Source organism: Francisella sp. AG1 (assembly GCF_057683165.1).
The window spans coordinates 1,576,142-1,599,822 of sequence record NZ_CM173135.1; the positions used below are offsets into that span (position 1 = coordinate 1,576,142).

Below are 23,681 nucleotides of genomic sequence, written 5' to 3' on the forward strand. Positions count from 1 at the left end.
AACATGCAAAATATCCAAAAAATCTATGCTTGGCTTGTGCATTTATTCACTTCATTAGGAGCGGTATTTGGTATATTAGCTATTATTTTCTCAATCGAAGCTGCAAAAGCAAATACTATTGGTGATATAAATTCTTATCACTTTAATATTAAATTATCTTTATACAGTATTATTATGTCTGTATTTATTGATTCTATTGATGGAAGTCTGGCAAGGCTTGTGGATATAAAAAAATTGGCCCCTCTAGATGGTGCTCTCCTAGATAATATTATTGATTTTACAACATACTCTATTGTTCCATGTATTTGGATATATGTTTCAGGAATTGTTAGCCAAGACTGGCTAATTCCTATAATTATTATGATTACAATATCTTCCTCATACCAATTTTGTCAAATGAATGCTAAGACTGATGATCATTTTTTTGTAGGATTTCCTAGCTATTGGAATGTAATTGCCATGTTTATGATTTGTTTTCAATCTCCTCAATGGATTAATGAGATTATTATCATAGTCCTGACAATATTTTCTTTCATACCAATAAAATACATCTACCTTTCTAGAACAGAACATATTAGTAAAAGCAAAGCAGTCAAAACTTTCACATTCGCATTCACGATGCTAGCATCAATCTCAACATTTTTAGCTGTAATTATTTATCCGATAAAAACCCCAACTCCTTTTATTGGTATAATTCTTGCATTCATAGTATTTTACGTAGGATTTAGCCTTAAACTTAATTTTAAACCAGCAAAACGCTAATCTGTTTACCCATTAATTCTCCTCATATGCTAATATATTATCTACGCTAATTTTTTATTATTTTTTTATGAAAGTCTTAAGCCAAGAGGAGCGACAAAAGCTTTTTTTAGAAAATATATTTCCTTATAAACACAAAATTCCACGTAAAGTTTATGAAAACCAAAAACATAACTTACAAATTGAATTATTAAAATTTCAAAGATGGATAAAAGAAAATAATAAAAAAGTTTTGATTATTTTTGAAGGTAGAGATGCTGCTGGAAAAGGTGGAACAATAAAAAGAGTAATGGAGCACCTAAACCCTCGTGGGGCTAAGGTTATAGCTCTAGAGAAACCTTCTGAGAGAGAAAGAAATCAGTGGTACTTTCAAAGATATATTGAACACTTACCTTCTGGTGGGGAAATAGTTCTGTTTGATAGATCTTGGTACAACCGCGCCGGTGTTGAAAGAGTAATGGGTTTTTGTACAGAACGAGAGTATTTCTCATTTCTTGAACAAGCCCCACAACTTGAAAAAATGTTAGTTAATAGTGGCACTATGATAATTAAATTTTGGTTCTCAGTAAGTCAACAGGAACAGAAAGATAGATTTACTGCTAGAGAATCTCACCCGCTCAAACAATGGAAGCTTAGTCCTATTGATAAGGCTTCTTTAAATAAATGGGATGATTACACAGAAGCTAAAGAAAGAATGTTTATATACACAGACAAACCTTACGCTCCTTGGGTCATAGTTAAGTCTGATGATAAAAAAAGAGCTCGACTAAATGCCATAAGATATATCCTAAATAGTGTAGATTATGATAACAAGAATTCTGAAGTGGCGACCGCTCCTGACCCTCTTATTCTTGGTACATCCTCGAAAATATATAAATAAGCTATTTAAGCTAAAATATCTATTGACTAACCGCCTCGTTTTAAATATAATTCTCGTTATGTTTTGGGCCTATAGCTCAGTTGGTTAGAGCGCCGGACTCATAATCCGTAGGTCGTAGGTTCGAGTCCTACTGGGCCCACCACTCCAAAACAACTCTACTCAGATTTACCAGTAAACAGCCAATTAAATTAAGAACATTGCTATAATCTTACCTTTAACAGCCTGGATAAAGAACAGACTCTTTATGTTTAGAATTATTCCATATTTCTTCTTCAGTCAACTCTGTTTGGATAAATTCGATAATAGCGCCGTTATCCTCTATTATAGCAACTTTAAAACCCCTCATAGGAAAGTAAGGTTCTAATAAAATATTCTTACCGTTAATAGCAAGATCCAAATCAGTAACTTTATAAGCAACATGCGGTACTGTTTTAATCAACTCATTAAGAGGGCTTTTAGGCCCAAAGCGATGATATTGCACCCTTCCTGGCAATTCTCCTCCTGAAGTATACATATCCATAGTAGGACTATAACGTTCCCCCTCTCGAGGTTCACAAACAGGAATTCCTACATGGTGATATTGATACTGCATAACTTTTTCCATACTTTTTATTTAAATACCCATATTATAAACCAAATAATGAATAGTCATAATTGAATTATATTCACTAATTATGAACCGTAGGTTTATAATTTAAATAGCTACCATAAGGAATATCTAAAATGATTAACTATTTACAAATAAAATATTTTATAAAAGTTGCTGAATATCTGAGTTACAAACAAGCTGCTGATGAGCTTTTCATCTCAACAACAGCTATAAGTAAACAAATCAAAAACTTAGAGGATCAGTTAAATGAAAAGCTATTTATCCGTAACACTAGAAGTGTACAAATAACATCATTTGGAACAATAATGTTAGATAAATGCCAAAAAATAATACGAGAGACTAACCAACTTGAGGCTTTTATAGAATCTAGACAAGAGGTGCCACAGGGTCAACTTAAAATTCTTGTATCAAAAATCCTTGCTAAAAAATTTATCCTTGACCAGCTAGCTAACTTTATTGAAAAATATCCATTAATTGAATGTGAGTTAATATTTTCTGAACAAGATCATGATTTATCAAGACTTGACATAGATATAATGGTCGGCTTTCCTCAGATCCCTCCAATAACCGATAGCTATAAATATAAAAGGATGCAACCGATAACAAATATTTTATGTGCATCACCTAGTTTAATTAAAAAATATGGCATACCTAAAACAATCAAAGATTTAAAAAAATATCCATTTATTTCACATAGTTTGAGAAAACCTGCTACTAAATTACCTCTAAAAGATGGAAACTATATAGAATGCCCATCTCCTATATTATTTATAGATGATTTTGATGCTCTCAATCAAGCCTGTAAAGCTGGAATTGGACTCTTTTTAACTGGTGACAAGCTAGTTAAAGAAGATCTCAAAAATGGAGATTTAATACAAATACTTACTAAAATAGAGTTTAAAGAGTATGAAATATTCACCTTTTACCAAACAGTAAACTATCAAATACCCAAAATAAAAGCTTTCTTAGATTTTTATTGTTAAAGCAAAATTATAAAATTGCTTCAAGATAGTTTTGCTTATCTTTTTTAGTAAGCCTAATTTTATGCTCATTCATTAGTGTCCCATGAAAAGATTTATTTAAAGCTTCCAACACATCCATCATAAGCTCATAACAAGTCTTAACATCATATTCCATATTAGCTAACTTTCTATAATTCATCACAACTATTATACCTTCAACAGAACCTTCTTTTGAGCTTTCAAACTCTCTCTTTGTACTATCCGGTAGGATACTAAATATCACATCTTTATAATTTACCTTTTGAAAAGCCTTCTCTTCTGTAAACTTCACGCCATAATACTTCAAAAAAGTTGCTAATTCTTTTACTTTAATTGGTCCAATACCATCAAAATAAAACAATAAAAAACCATCTCTTAATAATGGATATTCACGCTGAACATCCTCAACATGTGTGTAATCAGAAAAATTTTTAACCTTATTTACAAGCTCTTCACTGTCTTTTTGTTCAATATATTCTAATGCTTCTTTTTGCCTTATGCGAAGGCTTTTACGGTATAGATCAATTATTACTAAAATAACCAAAACCACTATTAAAGCTAATATCAACATCATCTATCTGAACACCTAAATTTAAATTTTCTACACGTGTATTATATATATAAAGATTATAAAAATTAAGACTTTTCTATCATAGTGTCTAATACCTCAAGAATTTTTTGATCTGTATCAATCACCATATCTTTATGAATTTTTTTAAACTCTTGAATTATATATTCATTTCTTTGCTTATCATCAAATAATCTTTTCAGCTCTATAAATAAGTTATCTGATGTACAATTTTCTTGGATAAGTTCTTGTATTATTTCGCTTTTATGTAAAATATTTGGAAAAGCCCAATAACTATGACTACCAACAAATAATCGCCCAAGGAAAGCTGACAACCGAGATAATTTATACCCAACCACCATTGGCAACTTACATAGCATTGCCTCTAATGTAGCAGTTCCTGATGATAATAAACTAAAATCTGACGCTTTTAACACATTATGAGAATCGCCCTCAAATACTTTAATATTTAAATTCTCTATTTGTTGCTCATATTGGTCAAACACCTGTTTCAATGATGGCTTAGCCAAAGGCATAATTGCTTGAAATTCATAACCTGCGTCAACCAACTTTTGCAAAGCTTCTAAAAACAAAGGTAAAAGCCTAGTGACTTCAGTTGTTCTACTGCCAGGCAAAACTGAAAGTATAGGTAATTCTACACTGCTTAATCCTAGCTTTTCTCTATATTTAAATCTATCAATATCTATAGCAATATTTTTAGCTAAAGGATGACCTACATACGTAGCTTCAAAATTATGCCTATTTCTATAGTACTCTACTTCAAATGGTAAGATTGCTAATATTTTTTCAGTAGCTTTTCTAATTTTTTTAATACGATACTCTCGCCAAACCCAGATTTTAGGGCTTACATAATGAATTGTTTTAATACCTGAAGATCTCAAACTTTTCTCAACAGAAAGATTAAAATCTGGGGCATCTATACCTATAAAAATATCCGGCTTATTCTGTTTAAAATAATTAATAATCTGTTTACGTATCTTGAGTATACTTAAACCTTTCGAAATGATTTCTAAAAAACCAATTAATGAAAGAGCATCCATTGGGTATAAACTCACAAACCCCTCAGTTTCCATTTTTGGACCGCCGATACCTTCTATTGTAGCATTAGGGTATTTTTGCTTAAGAGCCTTTACCAAAGTTCCACCTAGCTGATCTCCAGATAACTCACCAGCTACAATACCAATTCTCATTATCTTAGCAATCCCCTTCTAGAGTTACTAATAAGATCAACAAAAGGCTCAAGTACCTCTGACTTTTTTGCCATATCTTTAATTACTTCGAAAGCTTCTTTTATCATAAGTCCTCTGCGATAAAGAACCTTATATACTTCCTTGATTTGTTTTATATCTTCAGGAGAATATCCTCTACGCTTAAGTCCTTCAGTATTAATACCACATGGTGTAGCTCCAGCTGTTACAGCCGTTACCATCAAATATGGAGGTACATCCTTACCCACCAAGGCGGCATGAGCTATAAATGCATGCTCACCAACCCTACAAAATTGATGCACTCCAACATTAGAACTAAGAATAGCATAATCATCTATATGGACATGACCAGCTAGCCCAACACCATTAACCAAATTAATATTACTACCAACTTTACAATCATGGCCAATATGCACATAACACATAATAATATTATTACTACCAACAGTAGTTATACCAACTTCTTTTGAAGTTCCACTATGTATAGTTGCACACTCCCTTATAATATTATTATCACCTATAATAACCTGTGAAAAATCACCCCTCTTATAAGTATAATCGATAGGATCATCTCCTATTGATGCATATTGAAAAATACGATTATTTTTACCAATAATAGTATTATCACCTATAGTCACATGGCTTTTAAGCTCTGTAGCTTCACCAATAACAACATTTTCTCCAACTACACAGAATGGCCCTATTATAGCGCTATCTGCTATTTTGGCACTTTCATGTACTACCGCCAAACTATGTATCACTATTAATAATCCTTATATGCTGCCATTAATTGAGCAGAACAAACTATCTGACCATCCACCTTTGCTACAGACTCTGCTGTACAGATTATATTTTTTTGTTTAACCATTCTTGATTCAATTACTAAAACATCTCCTGGCACAACAGGCTTTTTAACCCTAACTTTATCAATACCTGCTAGCATGAAAGTTCTTCTTCCACCGCCTGCTTTTTTTACCACATGAGCGAATAAAGTTTCTGCCATTAATTCACCCAAAATTGCCGTTGCTTGCGCCATTGCTTCAACAATCAATACACCCGGCATTACTGGAAAATCAGGAAAATGACCATTAAAAAAATCTTCATTTATCGTTACATTCTTATGTGCAATGATCGATTTTTCTTCAATACTCCAATCAACGATTTTATCCAAAAGAGCAAAAGGATATCTATGAGGCAAAATTTTCCTTATACCCATAACATCTATTTGCTTATTATCTTCATCAAAATGGCTCATTAAACAATCCTTACTTATTTTATTTTTTCTTCTAGTTCTTTTACTTTTGCTATTAGCTTATCTATCTTAGAAAGCTTTGCGACAAACCTACCCCACTGAATCCTAGGTTTAGCCTCAAAAGCTGCATAATACATTCCTGGTTTAGTAATTGATTTACCAATATTCGATGCACCACCAACTACAGTATTATCACATATACTTATATGTCCAGTTATAGCTGATTGACCACCAATAAGACAATTATCACCTATCTTAGTACTTCCAGCCACAGCTGTAACTCCAGCTAATGCAGTGTTTCTGCCAATGGTTACATTATGAGCTATCTGCACTAAATTATCAATACGAGCCCCTTTTTTAATAATTGTATCATCAATCGCACCTCTATCAACAGTAGTACCTGAGCCAATTTCAACATCGTCCTCAATTATAACTCTACCCAACTGTGGTATTTTTACCCAGCTACCATCTTCATCACGTGCATTACCAAAACCATCACAACCAATCACTGCATTTTGATGAACTATACATCCAGCCCCAATCTGCACATCATAAGCAATGGATACATTACTTTTAATCACTGTATCGCTACCAATTTTAGTACCATTGCTAATAGTAGCACACGCTCCAATAGTTACATTATCTCCAACAATAACATCTTCACCAATCACAGTATTAGCTCCAATAGTTACATTTTCTCCAATAATAGCACTTGAAGCTATAACTGCTTTGCTATGAATTTTTCCATCTGGTTGTGGAGACTTATCAAACAATTCCATTACCTTTGCTAAAGCTATATAAGGATTTGACAATACAATTGCATTTGTATTGCAATAATCCAAAGCCTCTTCAGTAATTAGTACAGCTGCTGCTGCCGTTTGAGACAAATCTTTTAGATACTTAGGATTAGTACAAAAAGATATATCTTCCTCACAAGCTTGAGATAATGTAGCTATTTTCTTTATCTCAACATTACTATCACCTTTAACAACACCATCTAGATTTGATGCCAAAAAACCTAAAGTATACATCACAGTTAATAGACCCTCTTTAAATTATTCAGAATCTTTATTCATTATTTCAACAACCTCGTTAGAGATGTCGCTAACCCCGTTTACATAAGCTAATGCCTGTGTTGTAAGCACTACATTATATCCTTTCTGCTTAGCCACTGTCTGCACTGCTTTATCAAAAGAAGCTTGGAATTTTTTTGATAGCTTATCCTTTGCAGTATATTCTTGCTGTTGCAATACTTTTGCTTTTTCAGTAAATATCTGCTGTTCTTGCTGGATTTGCTGTTGTTTTTTAGTTAGCTCATTTTTTGTCATAGTAGCAGAATTATCTTGCAAAGCTTTCATTTCCTGCATAATTTCATTTTGCTGCTGCTTCAATTTAGCCGCCTGAGGTTTAATATCATTCTCAAGTTTTTTAACACTTACAGATCCTAAATCCGAATCATTAAATATTTCCATCGGATTAACAATTGCAACCTTAGTCTCTGCATAAACCCCAGTAAAAGCAGCTGTCAGCACTATTAGTGATAAGATTATTTTCTTCATTTTGATTCTCCTTATTATAAATTTTAAAAATTTTGTCCAAGTGAAAACTGAAACACTTGTGTCACATCACCCACTTGAACATTAAACGGCTGGGCAAATGAAACATCCAAAGGCCCCATAGGGGATGCCCATCTAAATTGAATACCCACAGAATATTTCAGGTTAGAAAAAGATGGTGTTGTCTCCTGCTTAGGAGCGTTTGCTACTACACCACTTAAATCATAGGTAGTATAGGTATTGCCTATATCTAAAAAAGCACCGATTCTCATTTTAGAACTATCTTTAATAAAAGGCACTGGAAATAATAAATCATAGTTATTGTAAATATTAAGATTACCACCAATTGAGTTGCCTGTCGAGCCATCAATCAAATTAATATCACGCGGACCTAATGACCCCTGTAAGAAGCCTCGGACACTGCCCCAACCACCACCGTAGAAATTTTCATAAAAAGGAAGTTCTTTTGTCTTACCATATCCACCACCATACTGAACTCCTCCACGTATTGATAAAGCTGACATATCCGTATTTGGTATTGCTATATTATATTTTCCACCAACTTCTATTTTATAAGCATTTATATTACTAATGCCAGGAATGTTAATTGAACCATTTAAATTGAACGATCCACCATCAGTCGCAAACATATATTTATTTGAATTATCATAATTCCAGCCTGCTGTAAAAGCTGGCTCATTAAAATCACTACGGCCTTGCTCTTGCAAAAACCACTGTACAATTGATGATTGATATCCACTTGACTGCTTGACCTTATTATTTGCATAAGTTAATCCAGCGGAGACATTACTAAAAGTTGATATAGGCAACCCATACATCAATCTAGCACCAAAAGTATCTAGCTGATATGCAGCAACAGCATTAGTTTTAGCATAATTCGAACGATTCACATATGCTGAAACACTTTGACTTACACCAGAAGTTGTAAAAAAAGGATCTATATAACTTATATCTAACTGTTGAAATGGTATTGAAAGCTGAGCATTAAGATTAAATGTATTACCTGTGCCAAAAACATTAGGCATATTTAGCCTGCCGCCTATCATAAAACCATATAAATCTGAGAAACCTAAACTACCACTTACTGAATTAGCATTTTTCTCTTTAATGTTATAATTAACATTAACTAAATCATCTGAACCCTCCACAGGTTCCAACTCCATATCTGCTGAACTAACATATGGTAGCTGATCCAGTCTTCTTTGTGATTTATCTATCTCTTCTTTGTTATATTGACTTTGTTCATAATATTGCAACTGCCTACGAAACACATAATCATTTGTTACATTATTGCCAAAAAAATTAACCCTATTCACATAAACTTTCTTGCCCGCATCTACCACAAACTTAAAAGAAACAATTCGCTTATCTTTATCTACGTTAGGAATTGGATTAACTGTAGCAAATGCATAACCTTTGCTACCTAAAAGTGTTTTTATTGCTTCAACACTATCTACCAACTTCCTTTTAGAAAATACTTCACCTTGTTTTAGTTGAATTAGAGATTGTAGCTCTGATTTTGGTAGTATAAATTTACCACTTAAAGAAATACTACCAACCTTATAAATCTTACCTTCAGCAACATCAAAGGTAATGTAAGAATGCTCACGATCTTTTGACATTGATGCTTGTTTTGAAGTTACTTTGAAATCTAAATAACCCCTATCTAAATAATAATTAGTTACCCCCTGGATAGATTGACCCATTCCATTTGGAGAATAGCTATCAAATTGCGACAAAAAACCCCATAAATTCCATATTGATGGTACCTCAAAAGCTACACTACTGTCTAAGTCACTAGCATCAAAGGTTTTATTGCCAACAAAATTAATAGCATCAATCGTTGCAGGCTTACCTTCTTCAAAAGTTATATTAATATCAATTCTATTATTTGGAAGCTTTCTAATATTTTCCTCAACTTTTGCGCCATACAATCCCATCATCGAATATTGATTAAGCAACGATTGTTTAAGTAAAAACATTGTATTAGGATTATATACATTACCCACATATATCCCAGCATCTGTAAAAACCTTCTCTAAATCATCTTTACTAAGCTTTTTATTACCACTAAACTTAAATCCTGAAATAATTGGTCTCTCTTTAACATTAATAAAAAGATTACTGCCTTTACGGTACAAATCAACACTATTGAAGAATCCTGTACCATAAAGGTTATTTATAATTTGATTTGTATCTTCTGGTGTAATATAACTACCTTTCTTATAACCTATACGGCTTTTAACTACATTACTTTGCAAGCCTTCTAACCCATCTATAGATACATTATCTAATATGAAACTGCTATTATCTGACCAGCCGTTTAATGCAACACCTATAAGAAGAGAGGCTAATACAAACTTCTTTCTAAAAAAAAACACTCAACCTACCCCAAAACAGAATCCACATACTCACGAGTTTTTCTATCTATTTCAAAAACTTCTTCTATACTCTGTGGATTCGCAAAATTCATTTTTTTTATTATTTGCTTATTTAACTCAACAATCTCTAAATATTTAATTTTCTTATCCAAAAACGCTGTCACTAATTGTTCATTTGCTGCATTAAATACTATATTGGCAGCATAATTTTTATTCCTTAAATTATCAAAAACTATTCTTAATGCTTCAAATCTATCAAAACAAGCTTTTTTAAAAGTAAGCTCTTGTTTAGTAAAATCCAATGTAGCAATATTAGTATAGCCTCTAGCAGGATAGTATAAAGCATTTGCAATTGGGGTTTTCATATCTTGCACCCCTAACTGAGCTAGATAACTTCCATCAATATACTTCACCATAGAATGAATAACACTCTGAGGATGAATCAAGACGCTTATTTTATCAACAACAACATCAAAAAGCCAATATGCTTCCACCACTTCTAATGCTTTATTTACCATAGTTGATGAATCAACAGAAATTTTTCTTCCCATTTTCCAATTAGGATGGGCGCAGGCTTCTTCTGGGGTAATATCTTCTAACTCATTTAATTCTTTATTTCTAAAAGGTCCACCTGAAGCTGTAAGAACAATCTCAGCGATTTCATCTCTATCTTTTTTAGTCTGATCATCTAAGCACTGAAAAATAGCATTATGCTCACTATCTACAGGAATTAGCTGAGCATTATTTTTTTTAACCTCTTCAGTAAGTAAGTGTCCAGCTGCAACCAAAGATTCTTTGTTGGCAAGAAGTATTTTCTTACCAGCCTTAGCAGCTGCAAATGTTGATCTTAAACCAGCCACGCCAACTATTGCTGACATTACTATATCAACCTCTGGTAATGAAGAGACTTTTTCTAGCCCTACCTCACCGACTAGAACTCTTACATTCGTAACTATCGACTCTAACTGTTGCCTCTTAGTTTCATCAGCAACTACAACATATTTAGGCTGAAATTCATGACATAGGGCTGCCAATTTATTAATATTACTAAAGGCTGTTAGTGCAAAAACTTCAAACTTATCACTATCTCTAACCACAGCAAGGGTACTATCACCAATAGAACCAGTAGCCCCTAGTATAGTGAGCTTACTTTTATCGACAGGAGATTTATTCATTTTCTGTAGAATTATCGATTGTTTTTAACTCTGCTTCGACATCAATATCAGTAAGCTCTTCATCTTCTTGCTTAACAACTTTTAAGCTAATAAGTTTCTCATTATTTCTTAAATTAATAAGTCTAACACCCTGAGCAGAACGTCCACATTCTCTAACCTGATCCGAATGTGTTCTCACTAAAGTACCATTGTTAGTAATCAAGACTATATCTTCAGATTCATCAACCAATACAGCTACTACAACCTTACCATTACGCTCTGATGTAGATATAGCTATTACTCCTTGACTTGCTCTCTTAGTTTTTCTGTATTCAGATACTGCAGTCCTCTTACCATAACCATTTTCTGTTGCTGCTAAGATTATTCCCTTATCCGGATCTGTCACAATCATCGACACTATTTTTTGTTTATTTTGTAAACGCATCCCTGTCACACCAGCAGCAGAACGTCCCATAGCTCTAACATCTGATTCATCAAACCTTATCGCTTTACCAGCATCTGAAAACATCATTACCTGCTTTGATCCATCTGTTAAAGCAACATATGATAGCTCATCACCTTCATTTAGACCAATTGCTATTTTACCTGTTGAGCGCGGTTTTGCAAATTCAGACAAATCGACTTTCTTAACTCTACCAAGCTTAGTAGACATAAATACATACCAACCTTCTTCAAATTGTGAAATAGGCATCATAGCTGTTATTCTCTCATTCTTTTCTAATGGTAAAATATTATTAATTGGCCTACCTTTAGAAATCCTGCTTGCAACTGGAAAATCATAAACTTTTGACCAATATACCCTACCTAGACTTGAAAAACAAAGCATAGTATCGTGCGTGGATGCCAACATCAATTTAAAAACACTATCTTCTTCTTTAGTTTTTGTAGCAGATTTACCCACACCACCACGTTTTTGAGCATTATACATACTCAAAGGCTGAGTTTTAACATACCCATCAAACGAAAGAGTTACAACCATATCTTCTTCAGCTATTAAGTCCTCTCTTGTCAAATCTAATCTTGATGTGATAATTTCTGATTTTCTCTCATCCCCATAATTATCTCTAATCTCAACAAGCTCTTCTTTAACAACTCTAATCAATTCTGCTGCATCACTCAAAATACCTATTAAATATTTAATCCTGTCAACCAACTCTTTGAATTCATTTGTAATTTTATCTTGCTCTAGACCTGTTAGTCTATGCAATCTTAATGCTAATATTGCATCTGTTTGGGCTTCTGTAAGGTTATACGAAGCATCAGTCTGGATGCCATAATGAGTTGCAAGCGTCTCGATTCGATACATTTTAACATCAACACCTTCAAGCATGCTCTTTACTAAAGAACCATTCCAAGACCTACCAAGCAATGACTCTTTAGCATCCATTGGAGATGGTGATGCTTTAATAAGTTCTATCATCTGATCAATATTGGCTAGTGATAATAATAATCCTTCTAATATATGAGCTCGCTCTTTAGATTTTCTTAATTCAAAAATTGTTCTTCTAGTTACTACTTCTTTTCTATGTTTTATAAACTGTTCTATAATTTCCTTCAAATTTAGAAGCTTAGGTCTATTATCACTAAGAGCAACCATATTTATACCAAAACTACACTGAAGCTGAGTCTGGGCATACAATGTATTTAAAACGACTTCTGGAAACTCATCTCTCTTAAGATCAATCACCACTCGAATACCATCTTTATCAGATTCATCTCTAAGCTCAGAAATTCCCGTCACTTTTTTATCTTTTACAAGCTCCGCAATTTTTTCAACAAGTCTTGCTTTATTAACCTGGTAAGGAATTTCTGTAACAATTATTTGTGATCTACCAGACGCATCATCTTCGTGAATATCCGCCTTAGCGCGCATAATAACACGGCCACGGCCAGTCTTATACGCTTCCAAAATACCCTCTGTGCCATTTATGTATGATCCTGTAGGAAAATCTGGAGCAGGTATATATCCAACAAGATCCTCGATAGTAAGCTCTGAGTTATTAATAAGCGCAATAGTACCATTAACAACCTCTGTCATATTGTGAGGTGGTATATTTGTTGCCATACCCACAGCAATACCTGATGAGCCATTAACCAAAAGATTCGGAACTCTAGTTGGCAACACATCTGGAACTAGCTCTGTATTGTCATAGTTAGGTGAAAAATCTATTGTCTCTTTGTCTATGTCGATCAAAAGCTCATGTGCAAGCTTTTGCATTCTAATCTCAGTATAACGCATCGCAGCAGGTGAATCACCGTCAATAGAACCAAAGTTACCTTGACCATCAACTAATGTATAGCGTAAAGAAAATGGCTGCGCCAACCTTACAATTGTATCGTAAACAGCGGTATCTCCATGCGGATGATACTTACCTATCACATCACCAACTACTCTAGCTGATTTTTTATATGGCCTATTGTAATAATTTGACAGTTCATTCATTGCAAAAAGTACGCGTCGATGCACAGGCTTGAGTCCATCTCTCACATCTGGCAGCGCTCTACCAACGATCACACTCATTGCATAATCAAGATAGGATTGTTTCAATTCTTTTTCTATATTAATAGAAGGCGATTCTTTAGTGACTATAGACATTATTTACTGCTTTTAATAAGGGTAAAACATATAGTCGTTATTCTACCACACTGAGTAGTAAAAAAATATATATTAACAAATCACTTATATTAATATTTGTAGCCTAATCTAGCAACCTACAAGTCCCATATTATAGTTAATCCGATAGTTATTTGACAATAATGTTATAATATTTAGAAAAAATGTCATCATATAGCCAAGATTTCAGAGATATCGTAATAACTAAATATAAAGAAGGCCTAACAGACAAAGAGCTAAGTAATTTTTTTAATATAGATATCCGTACTACTAGATCTTGGATAAACTTATACGAGACAACTGGTGATTATAAATCTAAGCAAGGCTTGGGTTGCGGTAGAGTAGCAACCTTTACAGATAAGGAAGCGATAGAAAGCTACTTAAGAACATATCCAGATGCAATGGCTTTAGATATTAGAGAAGCATTAGCTCCTGAAATACCTAGAAGCACATTTTATGATTGTCTTAACAGACTTGGTTTTAGTTTTAAAAAAAGACACCTAAATATAAGCAAAGAAAAGAACAAGATAGGCAAAGTTTTATAGAGGTTGTTGAGACTATTGAACCTAACAAACTTGTATATTTAGATGAAATGGGTATGGATAATAAACAGTCTGTACTAAGAGGATGGTCTCTTGTTGGTAAACCTAGCTATGGTGAAGTTATTGCTTATCAAACTCAGAGAAAAAGTATAGTTGCTGGTTATAACTATTTAGAAAAGAAGATTATAGCACCGCTAGAGTATACTGGATATACAGATACTCAAATTTTTAATCAGTGGTTTGAAGAGCATTTATGTCCTGAGTTAATTCCAAAGACTACTGTTGTTATGGATAATGCTAGTTTTCATAAGTCTCCTAAATTGGCTAAAATAGCAGAGAAGTTTGATATACAGATACTATACCTTCCTGCTTATTCTCCTGATTTAAATCCTATAGAAAAAATTTGGGCCAATTTTAAAAGAATTTTAAGAAAAGTAAATAATTCTTTTGATAATTTATCTGATGCTATTACTCACGTCTTTAGCATAATATTATCAGATTAACTATAATTTTAGGCAATTGCCGTAAATAAGACTAGACTATGAAACATTCACAAACTAAACTTTTAAACTTATTAAGAAAAATTGGAACACAAAAATGAAACACAAATTTTTACTATCATGCCTAGCTATAGCAACACTTCCTACCATTGGATCTGCACAAACAAATATTCAATTAAAAAGTGGTGAAGTACTTTATCACAACACCTTTCCACTAACCGACTCATCATCACATGATATTTTTAAAACCGATACAGAATATGCTAATACTGTAATAATGTCAAATCTAATAGCTGGCGTAATGTATGGAGAGCTAATAAAACAAAAATATCCAAAAATGAGTTTTAATAAAGATTATTTATACAATTCCTTGATTGGGCAATTAATGCAAGAATCTGACATGAGTTCACAAATAAACGATAGCTTCAAGATAAATGATCCTGAGCAATTAATTGACAACTCCATCTATTCAAACACACTACTAAGTGCCGGCCAGGGAGGACCATATCAAATTAATGATTATTCAAAAAGGCTTCCAAATGTCGGTACTGAAGGATCATTAGGGTTAGTAAACTACAATGCTATTGCTAAAATATTAGGGTATTCCATCACAGCTCAAGATGACGGTAGCCAAACAAAGCTAAGAGGGCCTGTGGCCCTTGAGAACATTTATTCAGGGCCTATGATCACAGCATTCTATCACTTTAATGATATTAATCGCATGAATATTAATGCTAAGCAAAATTGGTATGTTTACCACCAACAATGGCAAGAATGCTTAAACGCCTCTCAAGACCCTAAAAACACAACCAAAAACCTTGCCTTCCCATTTGCAATAAATGTAGTTTACAATGCTGGCAGCTATAGTCCTGTTTTAAAAGCATATCTAGATATTTGCTCCAATCCCAATCAACAAACCTATGATAAAATCAATAGCTGGACACTTGACACTACAGCTTATCAAGAAGCCATAGGTGTTGATAACCCAAGCTCTGGGCCAGCAACTTATTATCGTTATCCACGCCAAGTATCATTTTACATAAATCAAATTATCAACAATAATGATAGTAAATTAGCAAATACGGGAGTTAGTGTTGATAATCAAGTAATTGTTGCTATTGCTGACTTAAAAAACACCTTCGCCTTAATTATGCACAAATTATCTTACCGAGATAGCAATAGTAAGCTACAATTTATTACTACTGGTGCTGCAAACCAAGCATTTGAACAAGCAATTCAGCAGGCGACAAAGACTTATGGTAAAATCCCTAATGATCTTGATTTTTCAAACAATCCAAACACTCAAGACCATCAGCGCCAGATTATTTACGACATCCTTGAAAACGCCATAACAAACCTTTCTCAACAGCAAAATATCGATTTCAGTAAAACATTTGACAAACAACCAGGGCCAGCACCAAAGCCACAATTCACATACCCCAATGGTATTGGTCACTACCAAACTGGAACTGTTGTTAAAGCAGGAGGTAGTGAATATCAATGTTTAGTAGCGGCATGGTGTAACCAGCCAACCTATAGTCCTACAGGAGCATATTCTAACTCTGCTTGGAAAAACCTCAACCCTCCCAAACAAATAGGAACATGGGAACCAAACAAAGCATATGATGTAGGTGATACTGTCACAATAAACAACGTAACATACCAGGCTCAATGGTGGAGCAAAGGCGATAACCCAATAAATAATCACGATCAAGGACAACCTTGGAAAATTATAAATCAATAATTACAAGCCACCCCAATCTATAGTATCAAGTTGATTAATTCTTAAATGATCATTACATAATTTAAAATGTCTACACCCTAAAAAACCACGGTAGGCAGAAAGTGGTGATGGGTGTGATGATTCTAAAATTAAATGTTTTGAACTATCAATCAAAGTTTTTTTCTTGCGTGCATGAGATCCCCAAAGCATAAAGACAACGTTTTGTTTATAATCAGATATCTTGCGAATGACAGTATCCGTAAATACTTCCCAACCGATATTCTTATGAGAATTCGCCTTATGAGCCTCTACAGTTAGAGTAGTATTCAAAAGAAACACCCCTTGTTTTGCCCACTTAGTAAGGCAACCATGATTTGGGGTCTCAAAATCTTCAATACTATTATTAAGCTCTTTATATATATTTCGTAATGATGGTGGAATTTGAACTTCTTTCTGCACTGAAAACGCTAAACCATGTGCTTGGTTATAATTATGATATGGGTCCTGACCTAATATCACAACTTTTAATCCATCAAAATCAGTATAATCAAAAGCATTAAAAATATCTGCTTTAGCAGGAAATATAGTTTTACCATTAGCTTGCTCAGCATCTAAAGAAATAAGTAATTGCTTAAAATATTCCTTTTGTTTTTCTATAAAAATAATATCTGGCCAATTCATAGAACAAAAATAAAGATTAGGATGCCAAAGTATAGCATTTATTTAAATAGAAATTACTTCCTTTTTCTCTGAGGAGGAAGATCTGTCGCAGTACCCTCGAAAACTTCTGTAGCCATCATCAAACTTTCAGAAAGCGTAGGATGTGGATGAACTGTAAGAGCTATATCTTCAGCATCACAACCCATTTCTATTGCAAGCGTAGATTCTGCGATAAGTTCACCTGCATTAGTACCAACAATTGACGTACCAATAATTTTATGATTTTCATCAAATAATACTTTAGTCATACCTTCTGACCTATCAATACTTAATGATCTACCACTAGCAGCCCACGGAAACACTCCTTTCTCATACTTGATACCCTTAGCTTTTGCAGAGGCTTCTGTTTCACCAACCCAGGCAACCTCAGGGTCTGTATATGCAACAGATGGAATCACCAGTGGATCAAAACTATGATTCAAGCCAGAGATAACTTCAGCAGCTATTCTACCTTCAGGCACAGCTTTATGAGCAAGCATAGGTTGACCAACAACATCTCCAATTGCGAATATATTTGATATATTTGTACGCATTTGCTTATCTGTTGCTATAAAACCTCTTTCATCAACCTTTACACCTGCTTTTTCAGCATCGATCAGCTTACCGTTTGGTTTACGTCCAATAGCCATAAGTACGCGATCATAGCGTTCATCTTTAGCACCATGATCACCCTCCATAGTTACATAAATACCATCTTTTTTAGCTTCCATCGCAGTTACACCTGTTTTTAGGCGAATTTCGTAACGAGCATTCATTTTTTGATAAGCTTTAACGATATCTTTATCAACCCCATTCATAAGCTGATCACTAAACTCTACAACTGTAATTTTAGTACCTAGTTCACTATAAACCTGAGCCATCTCAAGACCAATAATACCACCACCAACAACAAGCATTGTTTCAGGAATCTCTTTCATCTCTAAGGCACCTGTTGAATCGATAATGCGATCATCTTCTGGTACGAATGGTAGATTAATCACACTCGAACCAACCGCAATAATACAGTTATCAAAAGCTATAGTTTTAACACCATCGGCAGTCTCTACAGCAATTTCCTTATCTGATGTAAACTTACCAAAACCTTGCACAATATCAACTTTACGAGCTTTCGCCATACCTTTAAGACCTGCTGTAAGTTTTCCTACAACGCCTTCTTTGTATTTCACAACTTTATCTTTATTGATTTTCATATCGCCAACTTCTACGATACCTAAAGACTCAAGATGACGAGTTTCATTGATTACTTTGGCAATATGCAACATTGCTTTTGATGGGATACAACCCACATTCAAACATACGCCACCAATCTCTGCATACTTCTCAACTAAAGTTACTTTTAACCCTAAATCTGCTGCTCTAAAAGCCGCACTATAACCACCAGGACCACTACCTAGCACTACTACTTGTGTTTTAATATCACTCATTTTTTATTAAACTCCGTGTTACATTATGATTTCACGTAAATCAGATAATATCTGACTATATCTAGTTAAGAATTTAGCAGCTAATGCTCCATCAATAACTCTATGATCTGCTGACATAGATAATGGAAGCATAGTTTTTGGCACAAACTCTTTACCATTCCAAACTGGCTTAACAGCAGCTTTTGAGACACCCATAATAGCAACTTCTGGCATATTTATAATTGGTGTAAATGCTGTAGTTCCTAACACCCCTATACTTGAAATAGTAAATGTAGCCCCTGACATATCTTTGCTACCAAGCTTACCATCACGAGCTTTACCTGCTAATTCCATAATATCTTTTGATATTTCGATGATACCTTTTTTATCAGCATCCTTAATAACAGGGACCATAAGTCCCGCAGGAGTATCTGCAGCAAAACCTATGTTATAGTATTTTTTAAGAATCAAATTTTCACCATCATTTGAAAGCGAACTATTCATTCTAGGGAATTCTTGCAATGCTACTGCAGCAGCTTTTACTAAGAATGATAATGGTGTGATTTTCACTCCCATCTTCTCTGCAAATGCTTTCTTAGACTTCCTAAACTCTTCAAGATCAGAAATATCAGCATCATCATAAAAGGTTACATGTGGAATCTTAACCCAGTTTCTATGTAGATTTTTTGCACTAATTTTGTTGATGCGAGTTAAAGGTTTAGTTTCAATCTCACCAAATTTAGAAAAATCAACAACGGGATCAGCCAATAAATCAAGACCTGAACCACTTGCTGCAACTTTACCAGTTTGAACTTGAGTTACTGCATTTTTAATATAATTATAACAATCTTCTTTTGACACTCTACCTTTACGACCAGTAGCTTTTACTTTGCTTAGATCTACATTTAAAATTCTAGCAAGCTTTCTAACTGCCGGTGATGCATGAGCATTAGAGTTATTAACCTCATACTCATTGACACTATTTTTAGCTAATGATTGAGCAGACTGTAACTCCTGTTTTTTAGGTGCTTCTGGCTTAGCAGATTTACTTGGCTCAGCCATAGAATCTTCTGTTTTCACCTTTAAAATAAGTTTACCTTCGCCAACCTTATCACCAACGCCCACCAAAACTTCAGTAACTTCACCAGTCACTGGAGATGGCACGTCCATACTAGCTTTGTCAGTCTCTAGTGTAATTAAAGCATCTTCTTCTTTAATTTTATCACCAATCTTTACAGCAATTTCAATAATTTCAGCAGCATCATAGTCACCAATATCTGGCACTTCAACATCGACCACTTTACCAACCGATGATTGCTCAGTAGAGTTATTTTTAAAATCATCACTTGAATTAGAATCATTAGAACCCTCTGAACTACTTGATCCTGACTCTACTTTAAGAATTTGGTCACCTTCGCCAACCTTATCACCTATTTTCACAAGAATTTCTGTAACTTTACCTGATACAGGCGATGGAACGTCCATACTTGCTTTATCAGTTTCTAAAGTAATTAATGAATCTTCCTCTGAAATCACATCCCCAACTTTCACAGCCATTTCAATAATTTCAGCGGCATCATAATCACCAATATCTGGTACAGCAACTTCAACAATTTTGGCCGATCCAGATGATAAATCTTTTTGTTTTTGCTCAACAGGTTTAGTTTCTTTGGTCATATTACCACCCTCAAGCTCCACTTCTACTATCGCATCGCCCTCACCAATTTTATCACCAACTTTCACCATGATTTTTGTTACCTTACCCGCAATAGGTGATGGTACTTCCATACTAGCCTTATCAGTTTCTAACGTAATCAATGCATCTTCTTCTGAAATCATATCACCAACTGCAACATTCACTTCAATAATTTCAGCAGCATCATAATCACCAATATCTGGTACTTTAACTATTTCTATAGACATCAATATCTCCTCAATTAGCTATATAGTGGCGCTACACGCTCTGGATCTATATTATACTTCTCGATAGCTTTTTTAACTTCAGTTTCTTTTATTTTACCTTCTTTAGCCAGGCCAAATAATGCTGCCACCACCACATGATATCTATCAACCTCAAAGAAACTCCTTAAGGCATCACGTGTATCAGATCTTCCAAAACCATCTGTACCTAAATTTACAAATGTATTTGGAATAAACTCTCTAAGCTGATCAGTATAAAGCTTAATATAGTCTGTAGAGGCTATTACAGGGCCTTGCTCACCTTTAAAGCACTTAGTTACATAGCTTTCTTGAGGCTTAGCTATAGGGTGTAACATATTTTCTCTAGCAATATTTTTAGCTTCACGATAAAGTTCATTTGAACTAGTCATGCTCCATATGTTAGAAGTTATACCATACTCATCTTTTAGCATTACTGCAGCTGCTTCAACCTCTTTCAGGATTGTTCCAGAACCCATAAGTTGTACATGCTTCTCAGCCGGCTTATTATCTTCAAGCTTATATAAACCCTTAATAATACCCTCTTCGCTACCTTTTGGCATAGCTCTATGAGTATAATTCTCATTCATCACTGTAATATAATAATAAACCTTATCACCATTAACATACATTCTCTTCATACCAGAATCTAAAATTACAGCTAGTTCATAAGCATAAGTAGGATCATAAGACACACAATTTGGAATAAGCCCTGCCTGAATATGGCTATGGCCATCTTCATGCTGTAATCCTTCACCATTTAGTGTCGTACGTCCTGCTGTACCACCAATCACAAAACCTTTTGCCATAGAATCACCAGCAGCCCATGCTAGATCACCAAATCTTTGGAAACCAAACATAGAATAGTAAATCATAAATGGAATCATTGGTACATTATGCACACTGTATGAAGTAGCAGCAGCTATCCATGAACAAAAACCACCCTGCTCGTTGATACCTTCTTGTAAAATTTGACCATCCACAGCTTCTTTATAAAACATCACTTGTTTTTTATCTTCTGGAACATATTGCTGACCCTTAGGATTATAAATACCTAACTGTCTGAATAAACCTTCCATACCAAAAGTACGAGATTCATCAACTGTAATTGGGACTAAGTGCTTACCAAGTTTCTTATCTTTTGCTAAATGAGTCAGCATTCTCACAAATGCTGTAGTAGTTGAAAACTCTCTCTCACCACTATCTTCTAATAACTTACCAGCAAAATCTTGATAATTTGGAATATCTAACGCTTTATTATTTTCACGTCTTGCTGGAATATATCCTCCAAGACTTTTTCTTTTAGAGTGAAGATACTTCATCTCTTCAGAATCTTCATCAAGCTTTATAAGCTTATAATTATCAACATCTTCTTTAGTTGCAGGCACATCAAATCTTTCTTTAATATACTCAAGAGCATCTGTATCTAACTTTTTAACATTATGAGCAATATTTTTAGACTCGCCATACTCACCTAAACCATAACCTTTCACAGTCATTGGTAAAATAAGAGTTGGCTTACCATTAGCTTCTTCTGTAGCCTTTTTATATGCTGCATATACTTTAAGAGGATCGTGACCACCTCGACGCAATGCCGCAATATCATCATCCGACATATCTTTAGCTAAAGCTTCTAAATCTTCATCACCACTAAATACAACTTTACGGCATTCTTCAGCACCATGGGCTTTGATAGTATGAAATTGGCCATCATTCAATGAACTTAATCTATCAGCAAGTTTCTTACCAGCTTTCTGATCTGCAAGAAGCCTATCCCAATCGCTACTCCATAATACTTTTATAACATTCCAGCCAGCACCCTTAAACACATCTGCCAGTTCTTCTACAATATTACCATTACCATTTACAAGACCATCTAGTCTCTGTAAGTTACAGTTAACGACAAATATAAGATTATCTAGGCCTTCTCGTCCTGCTCTAGTAATAGAACCGATTGACTCTGGCTCATCCATTTCACCATCACCACAAAACGCCCATACTCTACGATCAGAAGTCTCTGCTAAACCTCTAGCTTCTAGATATTTCATAAACCTAGCTTGATAAATAGCCTGCAATGGTCCAAGACCCATAGAAACTGTAGGGAACTGCCAATAAGTAGGCTGCAAATACGGATGTGGATACGATGAAACAGCATTCTCACCATTAAATGCTTGCTTCCTAAAATTATCTAACTGCTGTGATGAGATACGACCCTCAAGGAATGATCTAGCATATACAATAGGTGATAAATGACCTTGATAAAAAATCAGATCACCAGCATGGTTTTCATTAGGAGCTTTCCAAAAATGATTAAAACCTACTTCATATAAAGTCATCGCACCAGCGCCTGTACCAATATGACCGCCTATCGAACCATCTTTTTTATTAGCGTAAGCTACTATCACAGTTGAGTTCCATCTATTGACAGCTTCAATCTTCTTCTCAATATCCATATCACCTGGATAGCTAGGCTGATTACTCACATCAATTGAATTGATATATTTTTTAACTTTAGCTGTAGAATAAGAACTCTCAACGCCAAGCTCACTACCTTTAGTCAAAAGCTGCTCAAACAAAAACTTTGCTCTATCAGCACCCTCTCTTTTTACGACATCTTCAAAAGCCTCAAGCCATTCTTGAGTCTCTAAAACATCTATATCTTTAGTAAAATCCGACATCCTTTATCCTCCGAAGTAATCGAATATCTATGAAAACAAAATTTTATTAGTGCGATTATAAGTTAATATATAAACAACATCAACCAGTAACAGACTGGTTAACTCCCAATATTAATCAATCACTTTTTTTA

At 34.3% G+C, this 23,681-nt stretch carries 19 protein-coding genes and 1 tRNA gene; 6 read left to right on the plus strand and 14 right to left on the minus strand.

Translation table 11 applies throughout. The features are described from left to right. Window positions 1-3 precede the first annotated feature (3 nt). The 3 genes from ACR0PV_RS08115 (at window position 4) to ACR0PV_RS08125 (ending at window position 1,781) form a co-directional block, all read left to right on the plus strand. On the plus strand, window positions 4-762 hold the full coding sequence (locus tag ACR0PV_RS08115) for a CDP-alcohol phosphatidyltransferase family protein (RefSeq protein WP_488172605.1): 759 nt from the start codon (window positions 4-6) through the stop codon (window positions 760-762). Between the two features lie 67 nt (window positions 763-829). Further along, a complete protein-coding gene (gene ppk2 / locus ACR0PV_RS08120) occupies window positions 830-1,639 on the plus strand; it encodes a polyphosphate kinase 2 (protein WP_488172606.1) in 810 nt (269 codons plus the stop codon). Window positions 1,640-1,704: 65 nt separating this feature from the next. After that, window positions 1,705-1,781: transfer RNA gene (locus ACR0PV_RS08125), tRNA-Ile, on the plus strand. Window positions 1,782-1,853: 72 nt separating this feature from the next. Here the strand turns inward: ACR0PV_RS08125 and ACR0PV_RS08130 are convergent. Continuing rightward, window positions 1,854-2,243 carry a helicase gene (locus ACR0PV_RS08130; protein WP_488172607.1) on the minus strand — a complete coding sequence of 130 codons (390 nt, stop codon included), beginning with the start codon at window positions 2,241-2,243 and terminating at the stop codon, window positions 1,854-1,856. A 119-nt stretch (window positions 2,244-2,362) separates the two neighbouring features. Here ACR0PV_RS08130 and ACR0PV_RS08135 point away from each other — a divergent pair, with 119 nt between their 5' ends. Next, window positions 2,363-3,232, plus strand: a complete 870-nt coding sequence (locus ACR0PV_RS08135; RefSeq protein WP_488172608.1) for a LysR family transcriptional regulator — start codon at window positions 2,363-2,365, stop codon at window positions 3,230-3,232. Between the two features lie 7 nt (window positions 3,233-3,239). On the opposite strand, the gene ACR0PV_RS08140 is transcribed toward ACR0PV_RS08135, so the two are convergent. From ACR0PV_RS08140 to gyrA, 9 genes are all read right to left on the minus strand, one after another. Further along, the gene (locus tag ACR0PV_RS08140) at window positions 3,240-3,824 is read right to left on the minus strand and encodes a cell division protein ZipA C-terminal FtsZ-binding domain-containing protein (RefSeq protein ID WP_488172609.1); all 585 of its coding nucleotides are present in this window, start codon (window positions 3,822-3,824) and stop codon (window positions 3,240-3,242) included. A gap of 62 nt (window positions 3,825-3,886) precedes the next feature. Continuing rightward, window positions 3,887-5,029, minus strand: coding sequence for a lipid-A-disaccharide synthase (lpxB, locus tag ACR0PV_RS08145; RefSeq protein WP_488172610.1), 1,143 nt, complete (start codon window positions 5,027-5,029; stop codon window positions 3,887-3,889). Continuing rightward, window positions 5,029-5,808 (minus strand): acyl-ACP--UDP-N-acetylglucosamine O-acyltransferase, encoded by a 780-nt coding sequence (gene lpxA, locus ACR0PV_RS08150; RefSeq protein WP_488172611.1) that lies wholly within the window; start codon window positions 5,806-5,808, stop codon window positions 5,029-5,031. Before lpxA ends, lpxB begins: the two co-directional genes overlap by 1 nt. 2 nt (window positions 5,809-5,810) lie before the next feature. Continuing rightward, window positions 5,811-6,302: a 3-hydroxyacyl-ACP dehydratase FabZ gene (gene fabZ, locus ACR0PV_RS08155; RefSeq protein WP_488172612.1), complete on the minus strand. Its 492-nt coding sequence runs from the start codon at window positions 6,300-6,302 to the stop codon at window positions 5,811-5,813. A 14-nt stretch (window positions 6,303-6,316) separates the two neighbouring features. Then, window positions 6,317-7,330, minus strand: coding sequence for a UDP-3-O-(3-hydroxymyristoyl)glucosamine N-acyltransferase (lpxD, locus tag ACR0PV_RS08160; protein WP_488173988.1), 1,014 nt, complete (start codon window positions 7,328-7,330; stop codon window positions 6,317-6,319). Between the two features lie 24 nt (window positions 7,331-7,354). Continuing rightward, window positions 7,355-7,858, minus strand: a complete 504-nt coding sequence (locus ACR0PV_RS08165) for an OmpH/Skp family outer membrane protein (protein WP_488172613.1) — start codon at window positions 7,856-7,858, stop codon at window positions 7,355-7,357. 23 nt (window positions 7,859-7,881) lie between these two features. Continuing rightward, window positions 7,882-10,257 (minus strand): outer membrane protein assembly factor BamA, encoded by a 2,376-nt coding sequence (bamA, locus tag ACR0PV_RS08170; RefSeq protein ID WP_488172614.1) that lies wholly within the window; start codon window positions 10,255-10,257, stop codon window positions 7,882-7,884. A 5-nt stretch (window positions 10,258-10,262) separates the two neighbouring features. After that, window positions 10,263-11,432 carry a 1-deoxy-D-xylulose-5-phosphate reductoisomerase gene (dxr, locus tag ACR0PV_RS08175; RefSeq protein ID WP_488172615.1) on the minus strand — a complete coding sequence of 390 codons (1,170 nt, stop codon included), beginning with the start codon at window positions 11,430-11,432 and terminating at the stop codon, window positions 10,263-10,265. After that, on the minus strand, window positions 11,425-14,028 hold the full coding sequence (gyrA, locus tag ACR0PV_RS08180) for a DNA gyrase subunit A (protein WP_488172616.1): 2,604 nt from the start codon (window positions 14,026-14,028) through the stop codon (window positions 11,425-11,427). Before gyrA ends, dxr begins: the two co-directional genes overlap by 8 nt. A 182-nt stretch (window positions 14,029-14,210) precedes the next feature. On the opposite strand from gyrA, the gene ACR0PV_RS08185 reads away from it, so the two are divergent. Both ACR0PV_RS08185 and ACR0PV_RS08190 read left to right on the plus strand, forming a co-directional pair. Continuing rightward, a protein-coding gene (locus tag ACR0PV_RS08185) for an IS630 family transposase (RefSeq protein ID WP_488172617.1) occupies window positions 14,211-15,091 on the plus strand; the annotation gives its coding sequence in 2 pieces (ribosomal slippage) (window positions 14,211-14,535 and window positions 14,535-15,091; 882 coding nt in all). Between the two features lie 94 nt (window positions 15,092-15,185). Continuing rightward, window positions 15,186-16,832: a carbohydrate-binding protein gene (locus tag ACR0PV_RS08190; protein ID WP_488172618.1), complete on the plus strand. Its 1,647-nt coding sequence runs from the start codon at window positions 15,186-15,188 to the stop codon at window positions 16,830-16,832. Here ACR0PV_RS08190 and ung read toward each other — a convergent pair whose 3' ends face one another. From ung to aceE, 4 genes are read right to left on the minus strand one after another with little or no spacing between them, the layout of a single operon-like run. Beyond that, window positions 16,833-17,492 carry a uracil-DNA glycosylase gene (gene ung / locus ACR0PV_RS08195; protein WP_488172619.1) on the minus strand — a complete coding sequence of 220 codons (660 nt, stop codon included), beginning with the start codon at window positions 17,490-17,492 and terminating at the stop codon, window positions 16,833-16,835. A gap of 53 nt (window positions 17,493-17,545) precedes the next feature. Beyond that, a complete protein-coding gene (gene lpdA, locus ACR0PV_RS08200) occupies window positions 17,546-18,955 on the minus strand; it encodes a dihydrolipoyl dehydrogenase (RefSeq protein WP_488172620.1) in 1,410 nt (469 codons plus the stop codon). Window positions 18,956-18,973: 18 nt separating this feature from the next. Further along, window positions 18,974-20,857, minus strand: coding sequence for a pyruvate dehydrogenase complex dihydrolipoyllysine-residue acetyltransferase (aceF, locus tag ACR0PV_RS08205; protein ID WP_488172621.1), 1,884 nt, complete (start codon window positions 20,855-20,857; stop codon window positions 18,974-18,976). Window positions 20,858-20,871: 14 nt separating this feature from the next. Next, entirely contained in the window at window positions 20,872-23,550 is a 2,679-nt protein-coding gene (aceE, locus tag ACR0PV_RS08210; protein WP_488172622.1) for a pyruvate dehydrogenase (acetyl-transferring), homodimeric type, read from the minus strand. Window positions 23,551-23,681: the final 131 nt, after the last annotated feature.